9 protein-coding genes and 1 pseudogene are annotated in these 16784 nt (G+C 58.0%); 3 read left to right on the forward strand and 7 right to left on the reverse strand.

The annotated features are described in order from the left end of the window. Positions 1-315: 315 nt before the first annotated feature. The 6 genes from ACFSM5_RS11060 to ACFSM5_RS11085 are packed head-to-tail and all read right to left on the reverse strand — an operon-like array spanning position 316 to position 6228. Positions 316-1524, reverse strand: coding sequence for a TraB/TrbI/VirB10 family type IV secretion system protein (locus ACFSM5_RS11060; RefSeq protein WP_379876436.1), 1209 nt, complete (start codon positions 1522-1524; stop codon positions 316-318). Beyond that, positions 1524-2414: a P-type conjugative transfer protein TrbG gene (gene trbG / locus ACFSM5_RS11065; RefSeq protein WP_379876437.1), complete on the reverse strand. Its 891-nt coding sequence runs from the start codon at positions 2412-2414 to the stop codon at positions 1524-1526. Before trbG ends, ACFSM5_RS11060 begins: the two co-directional genes overlap by 1 nt. Before the next feature lie 59 nt (positions 2415-2473). Then, complete coding sequence (gene trbF / locus ACFSM5_RS11070; RefSeq protein WP_379876438.1) at positions 2474-3169, reverse strand: conjugal transfer protein TrbF; 696 nt, start codon at positions 3167-3169, stop codon at positions 2474-2476. After that, the gene (locus ACFSM5_RS11075) at positions 3156-5603 is read right to left on the reverse strand and encodes a TraG/VirB4 family ATPase (protein WP_379876440.1); all 2448 of its coding nucleotides are present in this window, start codon (positions 5601-5603) and stop codon (positions 3156-3158) included. Before ACFSM5_RS11075 ends, trbF begins: the two co-directional genes overlap by 14 nt. Positions 5604-5617: 14 nt before the next feature. After that, the gene (locus tag ACFSM5_RS11080; RefSeq protein WP_379876441.1) at positions 5618-5875 is read right to left on the reverse strand and encodes a VirB3 family type IV secretion system protein; all 258 of its coding nucleotides are present in this window, start codon (positions 5873-5875) and stop codon (positions 5618-5620) included. Continuing rightward, the gene (locus ACFSM5_RS11085) at positions 5872-6228 is read right to left on the reverse strand and encodes a TrbC/VirB2 family type IV secretion system protein (protein WP_379876444.1); all 357 of its coding nucleotides are present in this window, start codon (positions 6226-6228) and stop codon (positions 5872-5874) included. The genes ACFSM5_RS11080 and ACFSM5_RS11085 overlap by 4 nt, the downstream gene beginning before the upstream one ends. Positions 6229-6482: 254 nt before the next feature. On the opposite strand from ACFSM5_RS11085, the gene ACFSM5_RS11090 reads away from it, so the two are divergent. The 3 genes from ACFSM5_RS11090 (at position 6483) to ACFSM5_RS11100 (ending at position 16518) form a co-directional block, all read left to right on the forward strand. Beyond that, positions 6483-9515, forward strand: coding sequence for an FG-GAP-like repeat-containing protein (locus ACFSM5_RS11090; RefSeq protein WP_379876445.1), 3033 nt, complete (start codon positions 6483-6485; stop codon positions 9513-9515). 186 nt (positions 9516-9701) lie between these two features. Then, complete coding sequence (locus ACFSM5_RS11095) at positions 9702-12626, forward strand: FG-GAP-like repeat-containing protein (protein WP_379876527.1); 2925 nt, start codon at positions 9702-9704, stop codon at positions 12624-12626. A gap of 10 nt (positions 12627-12636) precedes the next feature. Then, a complete protein-coding gene (locus tag ACFSM5_RS11100; protein ID WP_379876446.1) occupies positions 12637-16518 on the forward strand; it encodes an RHS repeat domain-containing protein in 3882 nt (1293 codons plus the stop codon). A gap of 21 nt (positions 16519-16539) precedes the next feature. Here ACFSM5_RS11100 and ACFSM5_RS11105 read toward each other — a convergent pair. Further along, positions 16540-16686 (reverse strand): annotated as a pseudogene (locus ACFSM5_RS11105) (IS3 family transposase); the annotation flags it as partial. Positions 16687-16784: the final 98 nt, after the last annotated feature.

Below are 16784 nucleotides of genomic sequence, written 5' to 3' on the forward strand. Positions count from 1 at the left end.
TAGGGCGCTGACCCGGTGTTTTGCCGGTTAGGCGGCGCGCGTCGCTTTTATCGAGCATATCGTAAAACCAATGGTTCGGACGGTTCGGATCGCGCGCTTGAGCAGGAGTATTCAAGGAAGATGAAGTCTGAGGAGCGGGTGTCGATCTCGGTCGTACAAGGGTGGGCTGATCGGCCGTCTGGGCGACTACGTCGATGCTTGCGAAGCCGACGATCAGACTGCAGAACAACAGGAAAGGGCGATGGATTGCTGCTGCAGGCCTCGCAGGTGTTGTGCGCCCCGTAGGTGTCGCACGCCCCGAGGCGGCCGGGCCGCTCATTTCTGTTTCCAGGGCGGCAGGACCAGGTCTTGGCCGACGATGACACTGAAGGAGAAGCCGGGAGCGACGGTGATCGTCGGGGGGCGAGCCATGGCGCGTTGGGTGAAGGCATTGCCGACCTGGCCTGCGCCAGTTCCGGCGGCGGCTGCCGCATCCTGACCGATGCTTGGATAGTCGCCGCGTATGTTACCTGCCGTCGAACGGATGCCGACATTCAAGGTCGCGGACAGCAAGGCGCCGATCACCATCTGGCCATAGTGGTTGTTCACTTCGTCGGCGAGGCCGCTAGCCCCTGTCCCGTCACCACCGGCGGTGTCTGCTAGCCGGATCGAGGAGCCATCGGGGCGGATCAGCCGCTCAAAAGTCACGCCGACCCGATCCTCGCCGAATTGGGGTGTCTCGGCCATGCGTCCAATTAAGCGAGCGCCTTGCGGGATGAGCAAATAATTACCTGTCGGCGTGTCATAGACATTCTCCCGTACCTGGGCGACGACAAGGCCTTTCAGATCGGAGTTGATGGCAGTCACAAGGCTGGCGGAAATGATGGTCCCGGCTGATAGGAGATAAGGGCTTGGGCTGGGCTTGAATTCCGGGGTTTCGGCAGCCGCGACACCAGGGCGGGCATTGGCCTGCCTCTGCGGATTGTTCTCGTCTCCGGCCAGCAGATCACCTTGCCCTCTCGTAGTCAGGCCACCTTGAGTTGCCGGTGCGCTATTATTGAAGAAGATGTCGGAGGCGATGGCCCTTTCCCGACCCTCGTCGACAATTTTGGGGGCAGGCGATTCTTCACGCAGAATAACGGGTTCGGGTGGTGGTTGCCGCCGCATCATCTCAATACGTTCGTTGGCTGCCTGGAGGGCGACCTCCAACTCGCGGGTTCGCCGTTCCAACTCGGCAGCCTGCCTGCGCATGGTTTCGTCGACCATGGGTGCGGAAGGTGGCGGCGCAGCGGGTCGCGGCGGCGTTACGGGCACATCGGCGTAGCTGGACGGGAGCTTTTCCAAGCCACTGGGCAGGGTCACCTGGGTGGGGATTTGAACCCGTTCTGGCAGGGTTTCGCGTCGAGCGTCCGAGGTTGCTTGCTGGAGGGCGGCCATGAAGAGGCCAGCGACAATGGCGGCCCCGATGATGATTGGTCCCTTACCGAGGGTTTTGATGCCTTCAGGCAGGTTGCGCCAACGCGATGTCTGTTCGCCTTCAGCCACTATTCGGTTCTCTTTAGTTCGACGATAGTCTGCGATTGTTGACCGACCCGCAGTTGGGCTGTCTCGAATAGGCGGTCGACAATGTAGAGATTGCCGCGCACCCGATAGTTGACGATCTGGCTATCCTCGCCGTTTTGGACATAGAGGACCGGTGCCTCTGTCGCCGCAAAAGCGGCCGGGAAGCGGATATAAACCTTACGACCATCGTCATAGACGGCTTTGGGCATCCAGCGGGGCGGCGTGGTCGAGAGTGGTTTGATCTCATAGCCGAAGAAGAGTTCGTCGGCCTTCCCAGCGGGTTCGCTAGTGCCGGCCATGTCCGCTTCAGCATCGAAGAGGTCGATCTTGGGATATTGCCAGCGGACGGCGACCATCGCCGTCTCGTTGAAGGACCGCAGGCGCAGGTGATAGGAGCGGCGGCTGGTGGTGACGATCAGAGACGTATCGAGACCGGGCGCCAGCGGCTTGATCAGGAGATGTTCCTGGCGTTTGCGCCCTTCGCCGCTCCAGGTCTTAGCGACCTTCCAGCGGATGGTGTCTCCAGCGCCGAAGGAGACGATGGTTTCGCCCTCTTCAAAGCCGATGTCGGTGATGCGGGGCGGGGCCGTATAGACCTGATATTGCACGCCCTCGACCCAGTCATAGGTCATAATGGCATTGATGAACTGCTCGGATCGCGGGCCTTGCTGCGCGGCTGCGTTAGCCTGATCGACGGCGGCGGCATCGCGCAGCTTTGGGGAGCTTTTTTGCGGTGGCGCGGGCGGTGGTTCGAGCCGAGGTGGCGCTGCTAGTGGCTCCGGAACAATCGCTGTTTGAGCGGCAGCCATGTTGGCGGGCTGGAAATTGCCCGATGGGGTAACCGGCTTCGGTTGCCCAAATATGCCGTCCATTTCCGTGCAGGCTGCAACCAACGGCAGGAGCGCTAAGAGGAGGGGGCGAAGCGACCGGTTCATTGCAGGGGCTTACTTTCGGTGATCGTGAAGGCGGTGATGGAAACACCGAAGGGGTTGAGCTTCAGCTTCTCGGGATCCTGGGTGTCACCCGGTGAAATCTGGAAGGTGCCGACCATCTCGCGAGACTTGCCCTTATCCCCTCCTAGGCCATAAAGCGTCTCACGCCACGCGACCTGGAAAGTCTGATGAGTCTGTTTGAGGGTGTCCTGGATAATCACCTCGACTCGGTCCCGTCCGGCACGACTGAAGGTCTGCTCTTTTTCTGCGAGCTGGGTGAGCGTTGTGCTGCCGGATTCTGATAAGAAGGCGTAGGCCTCAAGCCAATTTCGGCGCAGCAGCACGGTATCCATCGGCACGGACCGGATGCGCTGCACGAACTGGTGCAGAGTAAGGGCGATCTGGGCGTCGGTCGGGCTGATCTGCTGCGGCAGGGCGGCGACGTTCATCACCCGGCCATTGGCCCCAACTTCCACGATGTAAGGCGTCACCTGAGGCCGCAAGCTCAAAGCAACCAGACCGCCGGCGAGAATGACGGTGAGCAAGGTCATCGCAAAGAATGCACGCCGCCAGTTGGCAGCCTGCACACGAGCTGATCCGATGCGGTCATCCCATTCCTGACGCGCTTTCAGATAGCGGCCTTCCGGCTGGCTGTCGGCCTGGAAATTCGGCGGAGTGCCGTCACGAAACCGCACGATTAGCCTCCTGGGCGTGGGACGCTTCCCGGTAGCGGTCGAGATGGGGGATCAGCTCGGCAAGACCGCGTTCGGCGAGCCAACGGGCGGGGAAGTCGCCGTCCTGCGCTATCATGCGGGCGAGCGTGCGATCTTCGGGGGTTCCGGCGCCGCAGAAGGCGAGGGCGACTTCACCCAGGCCCAGTTCGACCATACGGGAGCCTTCGGGGACCCGGATGTAATAGTCGCGCTTGGGAACCGCCATAGCCAGATCCTGGATCTCATGATCGGCCAGTCCGAGGCGGCGATAGATCTCCCGGCTCTCCGGGGCCTCTGCGGTGGCATTGGGCAGGAGGATTTGCATCGGGCAGCTTTCGACGATGGCGGTCCAGATATCGCGGTCCAGGATATCGGCAAAGGATTGGGTGGCGAAGATAACGCCGACATTCGCCTTGCGGGTGGTCTTCATCCAGGTGCGCAGGCGGTTCGTGAAGGTCGGGTCGTCCAGCAGGCGCCAGGCTTCGTCCAGGATGATCAAGGTTGGGGTGCCGTCGAACCGCTGCTCCACCCGATGCAGCAGCACGTCAAGGACCGCCTGCGCAAGGCGGGGGCGATCCAGCAGGGTCTCGATCTCGAAGCACAGCCAGCGGGCGTCCTCGATCCCGTCCCGATTCCCATCCAGCAGGGCCGCATAGGGACCCTCGCCGCTCCAGGCAGCAAGCCCGTCGCGCAGGCTCTGATCCTGTACCAGCAGCCGCAGGGCGCTGAGGGTGCGGCGATCTTTCTCGAAGCGCGCAAGATCGCTCAAGGCAAGCCAGAGGGCCTGTCGCTGGGCTGTGTCGCAATCCACCCCGTCGCGCATCAGGATATCGGTCAACCAATCCAGAGCCCACCGCCGCTCATTCTCGTCGTCGATCCCGGCCAGGGGCTGGAGGCCTGTATCGGACCCCTCGCCCAGACGGTAGGCCTTGCCGCCAACGGCAAGACTGGTGACCAGCGCCGATTCCCCGCGCTCGAAGATCACCACCCGCGCGTCCGCGTAGCGGCGGAACTGGGCGGCATAGAAGGACAGAAGAGCGGATTTTCCGCTGCCCGTCGGCCCGATGATCAGCTTATGGCCGATATCGCCGATATTGTGCGGCAGGCCGAAGGGATTATGGCCCTCGGTCACCAACTGCATCACCGGTGCGCTCTGGAAATGCCGGTCGCGGAAGGCGCCGGTCCAGACCCCGGTCAGCGGGACGAGGTGACTAAGGTTTAGGCTGTGGATCAGCATCCCCCGGACATTGGCGTAGGCGTGACCGGGCAAGGAGGATAGCCAGGCTTCGACCCCGTTGATCCGCTCCACCGCCACGGCGGCACCGGCGTTGGTTAGCAGCCGCTCGACCGCCTTAAGGCCGTTGGCGCCGCGCTCGGGATCCGGATCGGTGAGGGTGACGACGCCTGTGTAATAGCCGAAGGAGACAAGATCGTCGCCGATCACGCGCAAAGCCTCGTCAGCATCGCTCGCCTGATCCAGGGCACCGCTGTCGACGAGCTGACTCTCGGAGCGTGTGAGGCTTTCCTGGAGCAGGGTCAGGATGCCTTTGCGCTTGGAGAACCAATGGCGGCGATAGGTGGTCAGCGCCTTCTCGGCCTGATGGCGGTCGAGCGGCAGCCAGCGGGTCATCCAGCGGAACTGCAGGGGCAGGCGGCTCAGTTCGGTCAGCAGACCGGGGGTGGTGGTGCCTGGCAGGCCGAGGATGGAGAGGCTGCGCAGGGGCTGCTCCCCCAGACGCGGCTCCACCCCGCCTACCAGAGCCTCGTTTCCCAGGATCGCATCGAGATAGAGATATTGGTCGGAGGCTTTGAGCGGGCGCGAGCGGTTGGAGACACAATCGTCGAGATAAGCCAGGGTCGCATCGTCGTCCAACGCCAGGATGTCCGGCAGCAGATCCGCCAGCCGCTCGGCCAGTTTGGTGGTGCGATCCTCGAAAGCCAGCAACTCGGCCGTCATGCCGCCATCTCCCCCCAATCCCGCGGCGTTCCGCCCGAACAGCGATCGGTCCAGACGGTTGCTGTTGTCGCTGGGGGACAGGTACTGGAGGGTGAGATACCGTTCGGTGACGAACAGGCTCTGCTCGCTGCTGAATTGGGCGTGGCGCTCCTGCTCGATCAGCCAACTGGCGGGATCGGGAAAATCGTTCGAGGGTTGGCCGGAGCGATAGGGGCGGCGGCGCATCTCGATATAAACCGCCCAACCATCGCCCAGGGTGCGCAGAACCGCATTGAGCTGGGCGTGGATCGCGACCTGCCGGCGCATGTCGCCCCGGGCGATATCCGGGCCTTCGAACCGGAAACTGCGCTGGAAGGACCCATCCTTGTTCAGGACGATCCCCGGCCCTACCAGCATGGCCCAGGGCAGAAGATCCGCCAGGCGGTCTGGGTGGCGACGATATTCGGCAAGGTTGAACATGGTGCCGCCCGATCCTAGCGGTCGTACCAACGGGCTTGCCTCAAATGCCGCAGCAGGCATTCGAAGAACCAGCGGTCGCGCCGGGCATAACGCACGGCGATCAGATGCAGCACGATCCCTGGGACAATGGCCCACCAGACCTGGAGACCCAGGGCCAGCGCGCCGAAGATCGTGGCATTCAAAATCGTGAACTGCCGGGGCGCCCCGCCCAGCAGCGGCGGGAACATGACCGCGCGATGCACTGGGACGCGATACCCCGCCACTTCCTTCATAAGCTATAGCCGCTGGCAACGCCGAACAAGCTGAGCAGGAAGCTCGATGCCGTGAAAGCGATGGAGAGGCCGAGAACCACCTGCAGCAGCCGCTTGACCCCTGCGCCCCCTTCTCCAAAGGCAATGGCAAGACCTGCTCCCACAATCGCCAGAACCCCGATCCCCCGCGCGACAGGACCCGTCAAACTTGCGATGACCCGATTGAGTGGCCCCTCCCAAGGCATCCCTGTATCCGATGCGAAGGCGATATCTGGCGCGCACAGAAAAATCACAGACAAACTCGCCAGCGCTAATATTGCTCGTATTGAGAGAATAGTGCGAGGGTGAGAGATGGCATCCTCAAGGCGGCACATTGGTTGCGGCTTTCTCAACTATAGATGGATATTTTGGCGGCGCTTAGCGCTTAATCTGCTCCAGATGACACGAAGGGGCCGAAAAAGCAACCGACAGGAAATAAATACTCGGTTGTGATTGTTTGTTTAGAGTGCGCCATTTCGGCGAAATATTCTCTTGATTGGAGAAAAATGCCCTCGACTCAGATGGTTGATTTTTGTCACATTGCCCGCAAGTCGAGATAAACTTTATTGCAGTAAAGCTAAGAGTACATATGACGCTGTTCTCGCACACGCTGGCGCGGCATGCTTCGATGCCCCAGCCATCTAGATCAATGCTTGCTGTGGGGGCGCTGCTTCTCGGGCTAATGTCCGTTTCAGTGTCGGCTCAGATGGCACTTCCAAGTAAATTGGATGTTGGCCAAGCGGGTTCAGCCTCTTACACGCTGCCAATAGCGATTGTGCCGGGGACTTCCGGTATGGAGCCAAAGTTGGCTCTGACCTATGACAGTCAGGGCGGCAATGGGCTGATGGGAATGGGCTGGGGGATCTCCGGCTTGTCGGCGATTACCCGCTGCCCCCGCACCAGAGCGCAGGATGGCGCCAATGGTGCGGTCAGTTATGACGCCGACGATCGTTTCTGTCTGGATGGCCAAAGGCTGATCCTAGTTGGCGGCACCTATGGCGCGAACAACTCGGAATATCGCACCGAGCGGGAAGAATTTTCCAAGATCGTGGCGACAGCGATCGTCAATGTTCAGCCGCCTCCACCGGCTGCACCGATCAATTGGCCCTATGTCGGTCCAATCTCTTTTAAGGTGCAGACCAAGGCCGGCGTAACGATGGAATTCGGTACGACGGCGGATAGCGCAATTCAGACGGCGAATGGTTCCTTCCGGGTCTGGGCGCTTTCCAGGGTTACGGATGCCTCTGGTAATTATTTCACGATTTCCTACGAGAAGAGCGCGGACAACAGCGAATATCGGCCCTTGGAGATCCGCTACACCGGAAATATTAATACCGGCGCTAAACCCTATGCGGTTGTTCAGTTCTCATATGAGAACCGCCCTGATGTGGTGCCTGTCTATCAGGCTGGTTCCCTCATAAAGATGACAAAGCGACTTGACCGTATCCGGGTTTTTGACGATGTGCCATTTGACGCGGCACCAACCAATTCTGGCTTTGTGCGGGCGTATGTACTTTCCTATGAAACCAGCCCGTCTACGGATCGGTCGCGGGTTACTGCAATCAAACTCTGCGCTTTAAATGAATGTTTGCCTGCGACTACATTCGAGTGGAGCGATTGGCAGAAAAAAGCCAATACCGTTACGGATAATTCTTTTGATCCGACGACGACCTTCTCAACTAAGCGCATCTGGAGTCTAGCCTGGGGCAGCGCTTCTCCTTCCGATAATCCAGACGGGGAAGGGGGGTACACGAACGCGGCAACGCGCCAGCGCAACCTCGTCGATATGAATGGTGATGGTAAGGCCGATATTCAGTCGTTCGCTTATGGGGGCACTTACTGGTCCGTAGGCCAGCCTGGAGAAACTCCAACCCATATGAAATTTGGCGCACCTAAGCAGATCGTCGCGTCATTTGGCGATAGCGATGCAGCCGGGGATTGGAACAATGACAATGTCGCCCCAAGAATGCTGGCAGATCTCAATAACGATGGTTTTCCTGATATTCTCGGTTTTGCGTCCGATGGGATCTATGGGGCGCTCTCAAACGCGGCTGGTGGTTGGAGCGCTGTCAAAAAGCTGAGAAGCGGCTTTGGTCCTCCAACCTTTGCCTCCCAGGATCGTACACCCCGGGAGTTTGCCGATATGAACGGCGACGGGATCCTGGATATCGTCTCTTTTGCGCCGCTTGGCGTCCATATCTCGCTGGGCACGGGTGGGGGGGCGTTCGGGAATGCAACCTATTGGCTTTCGAATTTGGGTGCCGATACTAGTGGCGATTGGGAAAGCAGCGAAACTCAGCCTAGATTCGTCGTCGATCTCAATGGCGATGGATTGCCGGAGGTGGTTGGTTTTCGAAAAGACGGCGTTGTGGTCGCAAAGAATACAGGCGCGTCTTTCAGTACGCCCGTGGTTTCACTGCCGGGCAAATTCGGGCTCGATGCTGGTTGGGAAAATCAGAAGAAACATACCCGTAGTTTTGTGGATATGAATGGCGACGGTTTGCCGGACCTCGTCGGCTTTGCGAATGCGGGGATTTATGTCGCTTTAAACAAAGGGACAGGGACCGGCTTTGAGTCTCCAAGCTTTTGGCTGCAGAAGTTTGGGGCCAGCGACGGATATGTTGACGAAAATATTCACCCGCGTCGATTTGCTGACGTTAACGGCGACGGCTTGCCCGATCTTGTCGTGGCGTCGAGCGGTGGCATCCAGGTAGCCCTTTCTACGGGCAGTTCGTTGAAGAACCTCGGTCCTATGGTCAATTACTTCGGCGCCAGTTCTACGGCGGGCGGGTTTTCGAACCAAGCCCGTTGGCCTACGGCTCTAGCTGATGTGAATGGCGACGGCTACACGGATATCGTCGGCTTTACCGATGAGTCGACGCTCGTGTCGACCAATAATGCGGGCAATATAATTCCTGACCTCATGATTTCTGCGACGTCCGGTGTTGGGCTTAAGTGGCAGGTCAGCTATCAGGCTTTGTCATTTGTTGGCGCTCCCTACAATAAGGGAGCTGCGGCGACTTTCCCAACCGTCGCAGTAGAAGCGCCGATCTATGTGGCGACCGATCTCAAGGCAACAGCTGGAACAGCCGTTCATGCCCATTCCAGCTATCGCTACGAGGGATACCGGGCGAATGTGAAGGGGCGCGGCCTGCTCGGCTTTAAGAAAGTCATTGCGCGGGACGAGCTGACGAAGATCGAGCAAGCCACAAGCTACCTGCAGGATTTTCCCTTTACCGGAATGCCTGCGCAGATTGAGCGGCGGTACGTGTCGACAGCGGGAGCGACCGGCGTTCAACTGGCCGTCACTGATAATATTTATCAGACCGATACCTATAATAACGGCCTTAGAGCCTACGTTAAACTGTATCGCACTACAGAAAAGTCATGGGAGTTGACGCCAGCTGGGCTGCAGGGCGTTCAACTGCCTATGGTGAGAACGACATATGCTAACGACGTTTGGGGTAATGCGACTCAGATCGTTGTTCAAGTTGATGAGGATAACGATGGTGTATTTGATCGGTCAACAACGACAAATAATGAATATAAACCTGCAGATGTAAGCGGTTGGATACTTGGTCGTTTAACTTCGACCGCTGTCACTAAATATCGTCCCGACTAGGTTGGCAAAAATCCTGGCGACGTTGTCGCCGGGAGACGTGTGTGTGCTTTCTCGAGTAAAAGTTCAATGCTTATAAATAGTATCGAATTCAGATCAGCTCGGCTCGCGCGAATAGCGTGGAGCGTCATGCTGTTGGGTGGATTCAATGTGAGTCTCGCCGCGCTTGTCGCCCCAGCAGCGGCTCAAATGGTATTACCAAGTAAGCTGAATGTGGGCCAATCAGGCTCGGCCAGCTATTCCCTCCCCATCTCGGTTGTGCCGGGGACCTCGGGAATGGAACCGAAGCTTGAACTGACCTACGACAGCCAGAGCGGCAACGGCCTGCTTGGCGTAGGTTGGGGCATTTCTGGCCTGTCGGCCATTACTCGCTGCCCGCGCACCCGCGCCCAAGACGGAGTGAACGGCGGCGTCAGTTATGATGCGGGTGACCGCTTCTGCTTGGATGGCCAGCGACTCAATCTGATCAGTGGCATGTATGGCGAGGACAACTCGGAATATCGCACTGAGCGAGAAGAATTTTCCAAGATCGTCGCCACGGCGATCGTGAATGTTCAACTGCCGCCGCCCGCTGCGCCGATCAATTGGCCCTATATCGGTCCAATCTCTTTTAAGGTGCAGACCAAGGCTGGCGTAACGATGGAATTCGGTACGACAGCGGATAGTGCTGTTCAGACGGCTAATGGTTCCTTCCGTGTCTGGGCGCTTTCCAAGGTTACAGATGCCAAGGGTAATTATTTCACGATTTCCTACGAGAAGAGCGCGGATAACAGCGAGTACCGTCCGTCGAAAATTCTCTATACCGGCAATGCGGGGGCCGGACTCGCCCCATCGGCAGCGGTCGTCTTCGACTATGAGCCCGATACCCGCCCGGACGTCGTGCCCATGTATCAGGCGGGATCCCTGGTCAAGATAACCAAGCGGATGACGGCGATCCGAGTGCTCGATACTGTCGTTGGTGACCCGCCGGCAGGTTCGCTTGTGCGGAAATATAGATTCAGCTACGAGGTCAGCCCCTCTACCAAGCGCTCGCGCTTGACCTCGATCAAGCTCTGTACGGCTAAAGGAGGCCAAGAGATATGCCTCCCCGAAACCAATTTCACTTGGAGTGATTGGCGCAAGAAGGCGACGGTGATCGCCAATGTAGTCGGGGACGAGACCTTCTCCTACCCCTCACGATGGAGCGAGGCATGGGGCAGCGCTTCGCCCAGTGATAATTCGGAAGGCGAAGGCGGCTATACAACGACCGCTACCCGCCAACGCAACCTTGTTGACATGGACGGGGACGGCAAGGCTGATATCCTGGGTTTCATCTGTGGTGGTGCTTACTGGTCCAAGGCTCAGCCCGACAATGCATCGAGCGCCCTGCGTTTTGCGATGCCGGTTCAGGTCGTCAATCAGTTTGGCGATTGCGCCGTAGGCGGTAACTGGAACGACGACAATGTCACTCCCCGTAGTTTTGCCGATACAGACAATGACGGTGTCGTGGATGTCCTGGGGATCGGTACGACCGCGGTCTATGACGCCCGCTCAACCGTCAACGGTTGGAGTGTCTTTCGGCAAGTCCGGTCGGGCTTCGGGGCCACCAACGGCTTCCCGACCCAAGATGAGACCCCGCGCCATTTTGTCGATCTCAACGGCGATGGAATTCTGGATCTCGCGGCCTTTGGTCGCCTCGGCATCTATGTAACCCTCGGCAACGGGGATGGGACGTTCTCTGGTGGCAGCTACTGGAGCAACGACTTCGGTTCGCAGACCAGCGGCACCTATTCAAGCGACTATACGAAACCACGCTTCTTCGCCGATCTTGATGGCGACGGATTGCCCGAGGCGATCGGGATCGCGGCGACCGGCGTATTTGCCGCTAAAAATACGGGGGCAGGCTTCGGGACGCGCATCAAAAGAATCGATGCCTATGGTATCGACACCGGCTTTCAGAATCAGAGCACCCATCCTCGCAGCTTCATCGATATGAATGGTGACGGGCTGGCCGATTTTGTTGCCTTTTCCAGCAGCGGCCTCGTGGTGTTTCTCAGCAAAGGAGATCTCACCTTTGCTCCCGGGGCTGTCTGGTTGACGGGATTTGCGAAAGATAACGGCTTTTCGAACGAGAATACCCATCCGCGCCGTTTTGCCGATATGAACGGCGATGGTCTGCCGGATCTGGTGACGACGACGGCGCGCGGGATCTATCTCGCTCTCTCGAATGGCACGTCGCTTCAGAACCTGGGGCAGGTCTTGGACTACTTCAGCATTGACCCGGCTGCCGGTGGCTACAACAACCAGACCCGCTGGCCTACGGCTCTCGCCGATGTCAATGGCGATGGCTATCCAGATATCGTCGGCTTCAACGAAATTCAAACCCGTGTTTCTACCAATAATGCCGGCAATATTCTGCCCGACCTGATGACCTCGGCTATTTCCGGCACGGGACAGAGGTGGGTGGTCACCTATAAGACGCTATCGCAGGTGGGCGCGCCCTATGTGAAAAGCGCGCTACGCCTCCAGGACGCGATGAATATCCAGGCGCCGATCTCAGTGGTGGCCGAACTGAAAGCGCTGGACGGTCTGGCCGCCAACGCAACGGTACTTTCGCGCGCCAGCTATCGCTACGAGACCCTGCGGGCCAATACACAAGGCCGTAGCCTACTAGGATTCGAGAAGACGGTCTCGCGGGACGAGAACACGAAGATCGAGCAGGTGACGACCCTGCACCAGCAGTTTCCGTTGACCGGCATGATCGCCAAGGTCGAGCGCTTCTATGTGCCCACGGTAGGTTCGGCGGGCGTGAGACTGGGGGAAACAGCGAACACTTACGCTGAAGTTTCTCTCAACAGCGGTGCCAGCACATATGTGAAGCTGACGAAGACGGTTGAGAAATCCTGGGAGTTAACGCCTGCCGGTACTCAAGGCGTTCAGCTTCCAACAGTGACGACGACTTATGTGAACGACACCTGGGGCAATGCGACCCAGGTGAAGGTGGTGATCGACCAGGACAACGACGGCACGCCAGAGTTCGTAAAAACCACGGTTAACGTCTACGAACCGGCTAACACCTCTCTATGGCGTCTTGGTCGCCTGACGCGCACCACTATCACCAATACCACGCCGTAAGGAGCGGGTCATGCAGTCGGTCCGGTCTCTCAGTGTGTATACGGTCTCCCTTATCGGTCGAGTAACCCTCATGAATAGTCTCTTTCTTCGCGCAGACCGTGTACGGGCGGCGCTTCTGTGCGGCGTGCTTGTCGTGGGTTTTGCCGGTGTGGTTCAGGCGGGGAGCGTGACGCGCACCTCGAGCTGGACCTATACGGCAGAAGGGCTGATCGAAAGCGAGACGATCGAGCCGAACAATCCCGATCTCTCCGTCACGACAACCTACACTTACGATGGTCTGGGAAATCAACTCACCTCCGTCACGTCGGGAGCAGCTAATGCATCGCCGACGGCTCAGTTCGTGCCCCGTGGGTCGAGGGTGGTCATAGATCCTACAGGGCGTTTCGCCACCGAAGCGATCAATGCTCTCAACCACACAGAGTTACGGACCTTTGACAGCGCTACGGGCGCCCCCCTTAGCCTGCGGGGGCCGAATGGTCTGCTTACGACTTGGAAATATGATGATTTCGGGCGCAAGACTCGCGAACTGAGGGCGGACGGTACCAGTACCATCTATGAGTATGCTTACTGCCTCGGCGTTGCGGGCGGTACCGAAGCCTGTCCGACCAAAGCCAAATTCCTGACCCGCTCATATGACCTCGCCCAGGGCGGCACGGATTATCTGGGACCCATCACGGTCTTGTATTTTGATGTGCTGGATCGCGAAATTCGTCGCGTCTCGCAAGAAATGACCAAGAGTAGCGGTACCTGGGCTGCTGCACGCACGATCGCCATCGACAGCGAGTACAACGCTATTGGGCTGCCGCTGAAAAAAAGCGAACCTTTCCAGGTAGCTTCGCCCCATGCTCCGTCGGCTACCCCGGATGAAGTCGTCTGGGATATGTACGAATACGATGTTCTCGGTCGTGTGAAGGTCGAATATCACGCCCTTATCGGTACCGACGACGATCCGACCGTACCTGGTAAAAAGCGTGTCAGTTATGAATACCAAGGCCTGAAAACGGTTGCGACAATTCGTCGTGATGCCACGCTCGTTCAGGGCCTTGCCGCCTTTGCGGCCCCATTGGGCGAAGTTCAAACCCGTACGACTTTTAAGAATAGCCAGAATCAGGTCGCCAAGGTCATCGATGCCGCAGGGGGCGAAATCGAATATGTTTACGAGCCGTTCGGCAACCTCAGTACCACCACGATAACTGCCGCAGGCGCTAACGGCCCCCAACAGGTGACTTCGACCGCAACTTATGACGTTCGCGGACGTAAGGTCCTCAACGACGATCCCGATACTGGTGTCAGCCAGTATATCTACAACGCTCTAGGTGAACTGGTTGAACAGACCGACGCTAAGGGGCAGAAAGTACAGATAACTTACGATCGGCTCGGGCGGGAAACCACTAAGACCTTTAGGTTCGGTAACGGTACGGTCGAGCGTATCGATAGCAAGACCTACGATACGGAAAATCATGGTGTTGGCAAGCTAGCGGCTAGCTTGTCGGTCCGTCCGGCGACGCCTGAAGAACTGGCTGCAGGTAGTGCGGCGGAGATCGAGATCGTCTCGAAAACCTTTGCTTACGACGGATTGGCGCGTCCGGTTCTGATCGGGCAGAGCATAGATGGCGGTGCTGCAACCTTCCAATCTGCCGTTTATGAAGCCAGCACTAGTCGTATCAAGAAGACCACCCTCTTTTCGGGTAAGTCCGTTCTGTATAGCTATGACGATGCCGGATCGCTGAAGACTGTGAGCGACGGTCTTACGGGCGCCGCCTATTGGACCGCAACGGCACGTAGCGCCCGCGGTCAATTGACCGACATCACCTACGGTAATGGCGTCCACACTAAGCGCTATTACGATGCTGCCCGGGGTTTTCTGACCCGAATTGAAACGACCAAGGGCGTTACCAAAATTCAGGATTTGCGTTATGCCTGGGACAATCTCGGCATCCTGAAGTGGCGTGAGGTCGACGGCGGCGCCGCGCTCGGAGGATATCTAGAGACTTTCGAATACGATCAGTTGAGTCGTATGACTAGCAATACCGTGGTCAATGCAGGCGGCTCTAAGACGGTGTCGCTGGTCTACGACGGTCATGGCAACATTATCTCTAAGAGCGATGTCGGAGCCTATACCTATGGGGTGGCTGGCGGTACAATTCGCCCCCACGCCGTCGCTTCAATCGAAAAGGCAGCGGGCACCGAACTCTTCCAGTATGACGCTAACGGCAATATGACCCTATCGGCCGGTTTGGACGTGCCCCGGTCTGTCGATTGGACCAGCTTCGACATGCCGCTGTCCATGACGCGCGGACTCAGCCGCATCGATTATACTTATGACGATGCGCAAGGCCGGTTGACTCAAATCGCGAGGTCGCTGGAGAACGGGACGGCACCGGAAACTATCAACCAAACTACCTATTATTACGGTGATGCCTTTACGGGGAATCGTTCGGAACGCACGATTCATCATTCGCTGCAAAAGACGGTCTGGACGGACCAACTGGTCATCAATGGCGAATTGGTCGCGACTATCGAAACCCAGGAAACGCCTGCAGGACAACCCGCCGTTCCGGCAGTCGTGCGTTATATGCATTCCGATCACCTGGCTTCCGTACAGGCGATTACGAATGCCAGCGGTACTCGTATCGAAAGCTTAGATTACGATCCTTGGGGGCTGCGCCGGTTGGGCGGCGATGCCGCTGCGGTCGACCACGGAACACCCCCTGTCGCGGGTGTCGGTATCGTTGGCATCAACTCCGATCGTGGCTTTACCGGTCACCAGATGTTGGACGATATGGGGCTGATTCACATGAACGGCCGCATCTACGATGCGAGTATCGCCCGATTCCTCAGTGCCGATCCGTTCGTTCAGGACGCGGTGAATACGCAATCCTATAACCGCTACTCCTACGTGAATAACAACCCGCTTGCAGCGACCGATCCCAGCGGATATTTCCTTGGCGGGCTTTTTAAATCTATCGGAAAGTTCTTCAAGAAACTTTGGAAGCCGATCCTAACTACTGCAATCACGCTTCTCGGTACTTATTTGGCTCCTTTCACAATGGGCATTTCGATGTTCGTTGCTGGAGCTATCAACGGTTATATCAACGGAGGAACGTGGCAGTCTGCACTGTTCGGAGGCATAAAAGGCTATCTAACTTATGCGGGCGCCTTCGATGTTCCAGGCGCGGACAGCATGTATGCGAGCGGCTTTTTCGAAGCGTTCGAGCAGGCCTCGACTTATGCGACTTTGGGAGCTGTTGCGGCCACAGGGTGTCTGGGGTCGATGCTGAGTGGCGGTAGCTGCGCAAGCGGTGCCGGTGGCGCCCTTATGAAGAATTTGTCCAATGGCTTTATGAAAAATTCCGAATGGGGTAAGGGCATCTCGAAGCTGATGGATGAGGCCGCTGAGTTTAAGTCGTTCGAAAAGACGGTCATCGTCGGTGTCGGTAGCGCGGCCGGGGCTGTTGCCTATGGTTGCGCTCAGGGTGTGGCTACGGGGAAAGGATGTCAGCAAGGGTCCGTCACGTTTGTGGTCGACCAGTCGCTGAATCTCGCTCAGGAAACAGCAACGGAATATCTTACCAAGAACATCGCCAGACAAATTGGGGTCACAAATCCTAGCAGCTTGCCGACACTCAACCCTCCGCCGCAGCAGGCGCCCGGTGTAGTTCTGCACCGTTATGCGGTGGAACGCGACTTCGGTATCTTGAAGGCATCGGTCAATCTTGCCGTAAAATCCGTAGGCGAAGGTATCAAGGGCGAAATCATGAAGACTAAGAGCTTTGCCGCCGCCTTCTCATCGGCCTTCATCGACAACGGCAAAGATATTATTGGGCCAATCCAAAAATACGGCTGTCAGATGATCGTTTGGAACAACAACGCGAATACGGCGAAGTGTTGAAAATGGTGGAGCACTATTTTAACCGTGGACACTGGGGCGACGCTTATAGCCGATCTGCGCCTTGATGCCGGCGAGCCGGGTTAGGCGCTACCCGGTTCGGGCAGCATCTCTCGCCCTGATCGAGCGATCATCGTGCAGTTTGCGATAGCCGTAGACCTTGCCGCTCTGACGTGATGGGGTGGACGACCCCTGCACGATCGTAGCTGTGCGATGATGTGGTCGTTGATCCACGTCAGGAGACTTCAACGCAAGGGTGAGAGTCTAGG

The sequence above is a fragment of the Lacibacterium aquatile genome (assembly GCF_042683105.1).
In the GTDB taxonomy this organism is placed as follows: Bacteria; Pseudomonadota; Alphaproteobacteria; order Elsterales; family Elsteraceae; genus Lacibacterium; species Lacibacterium aquatile.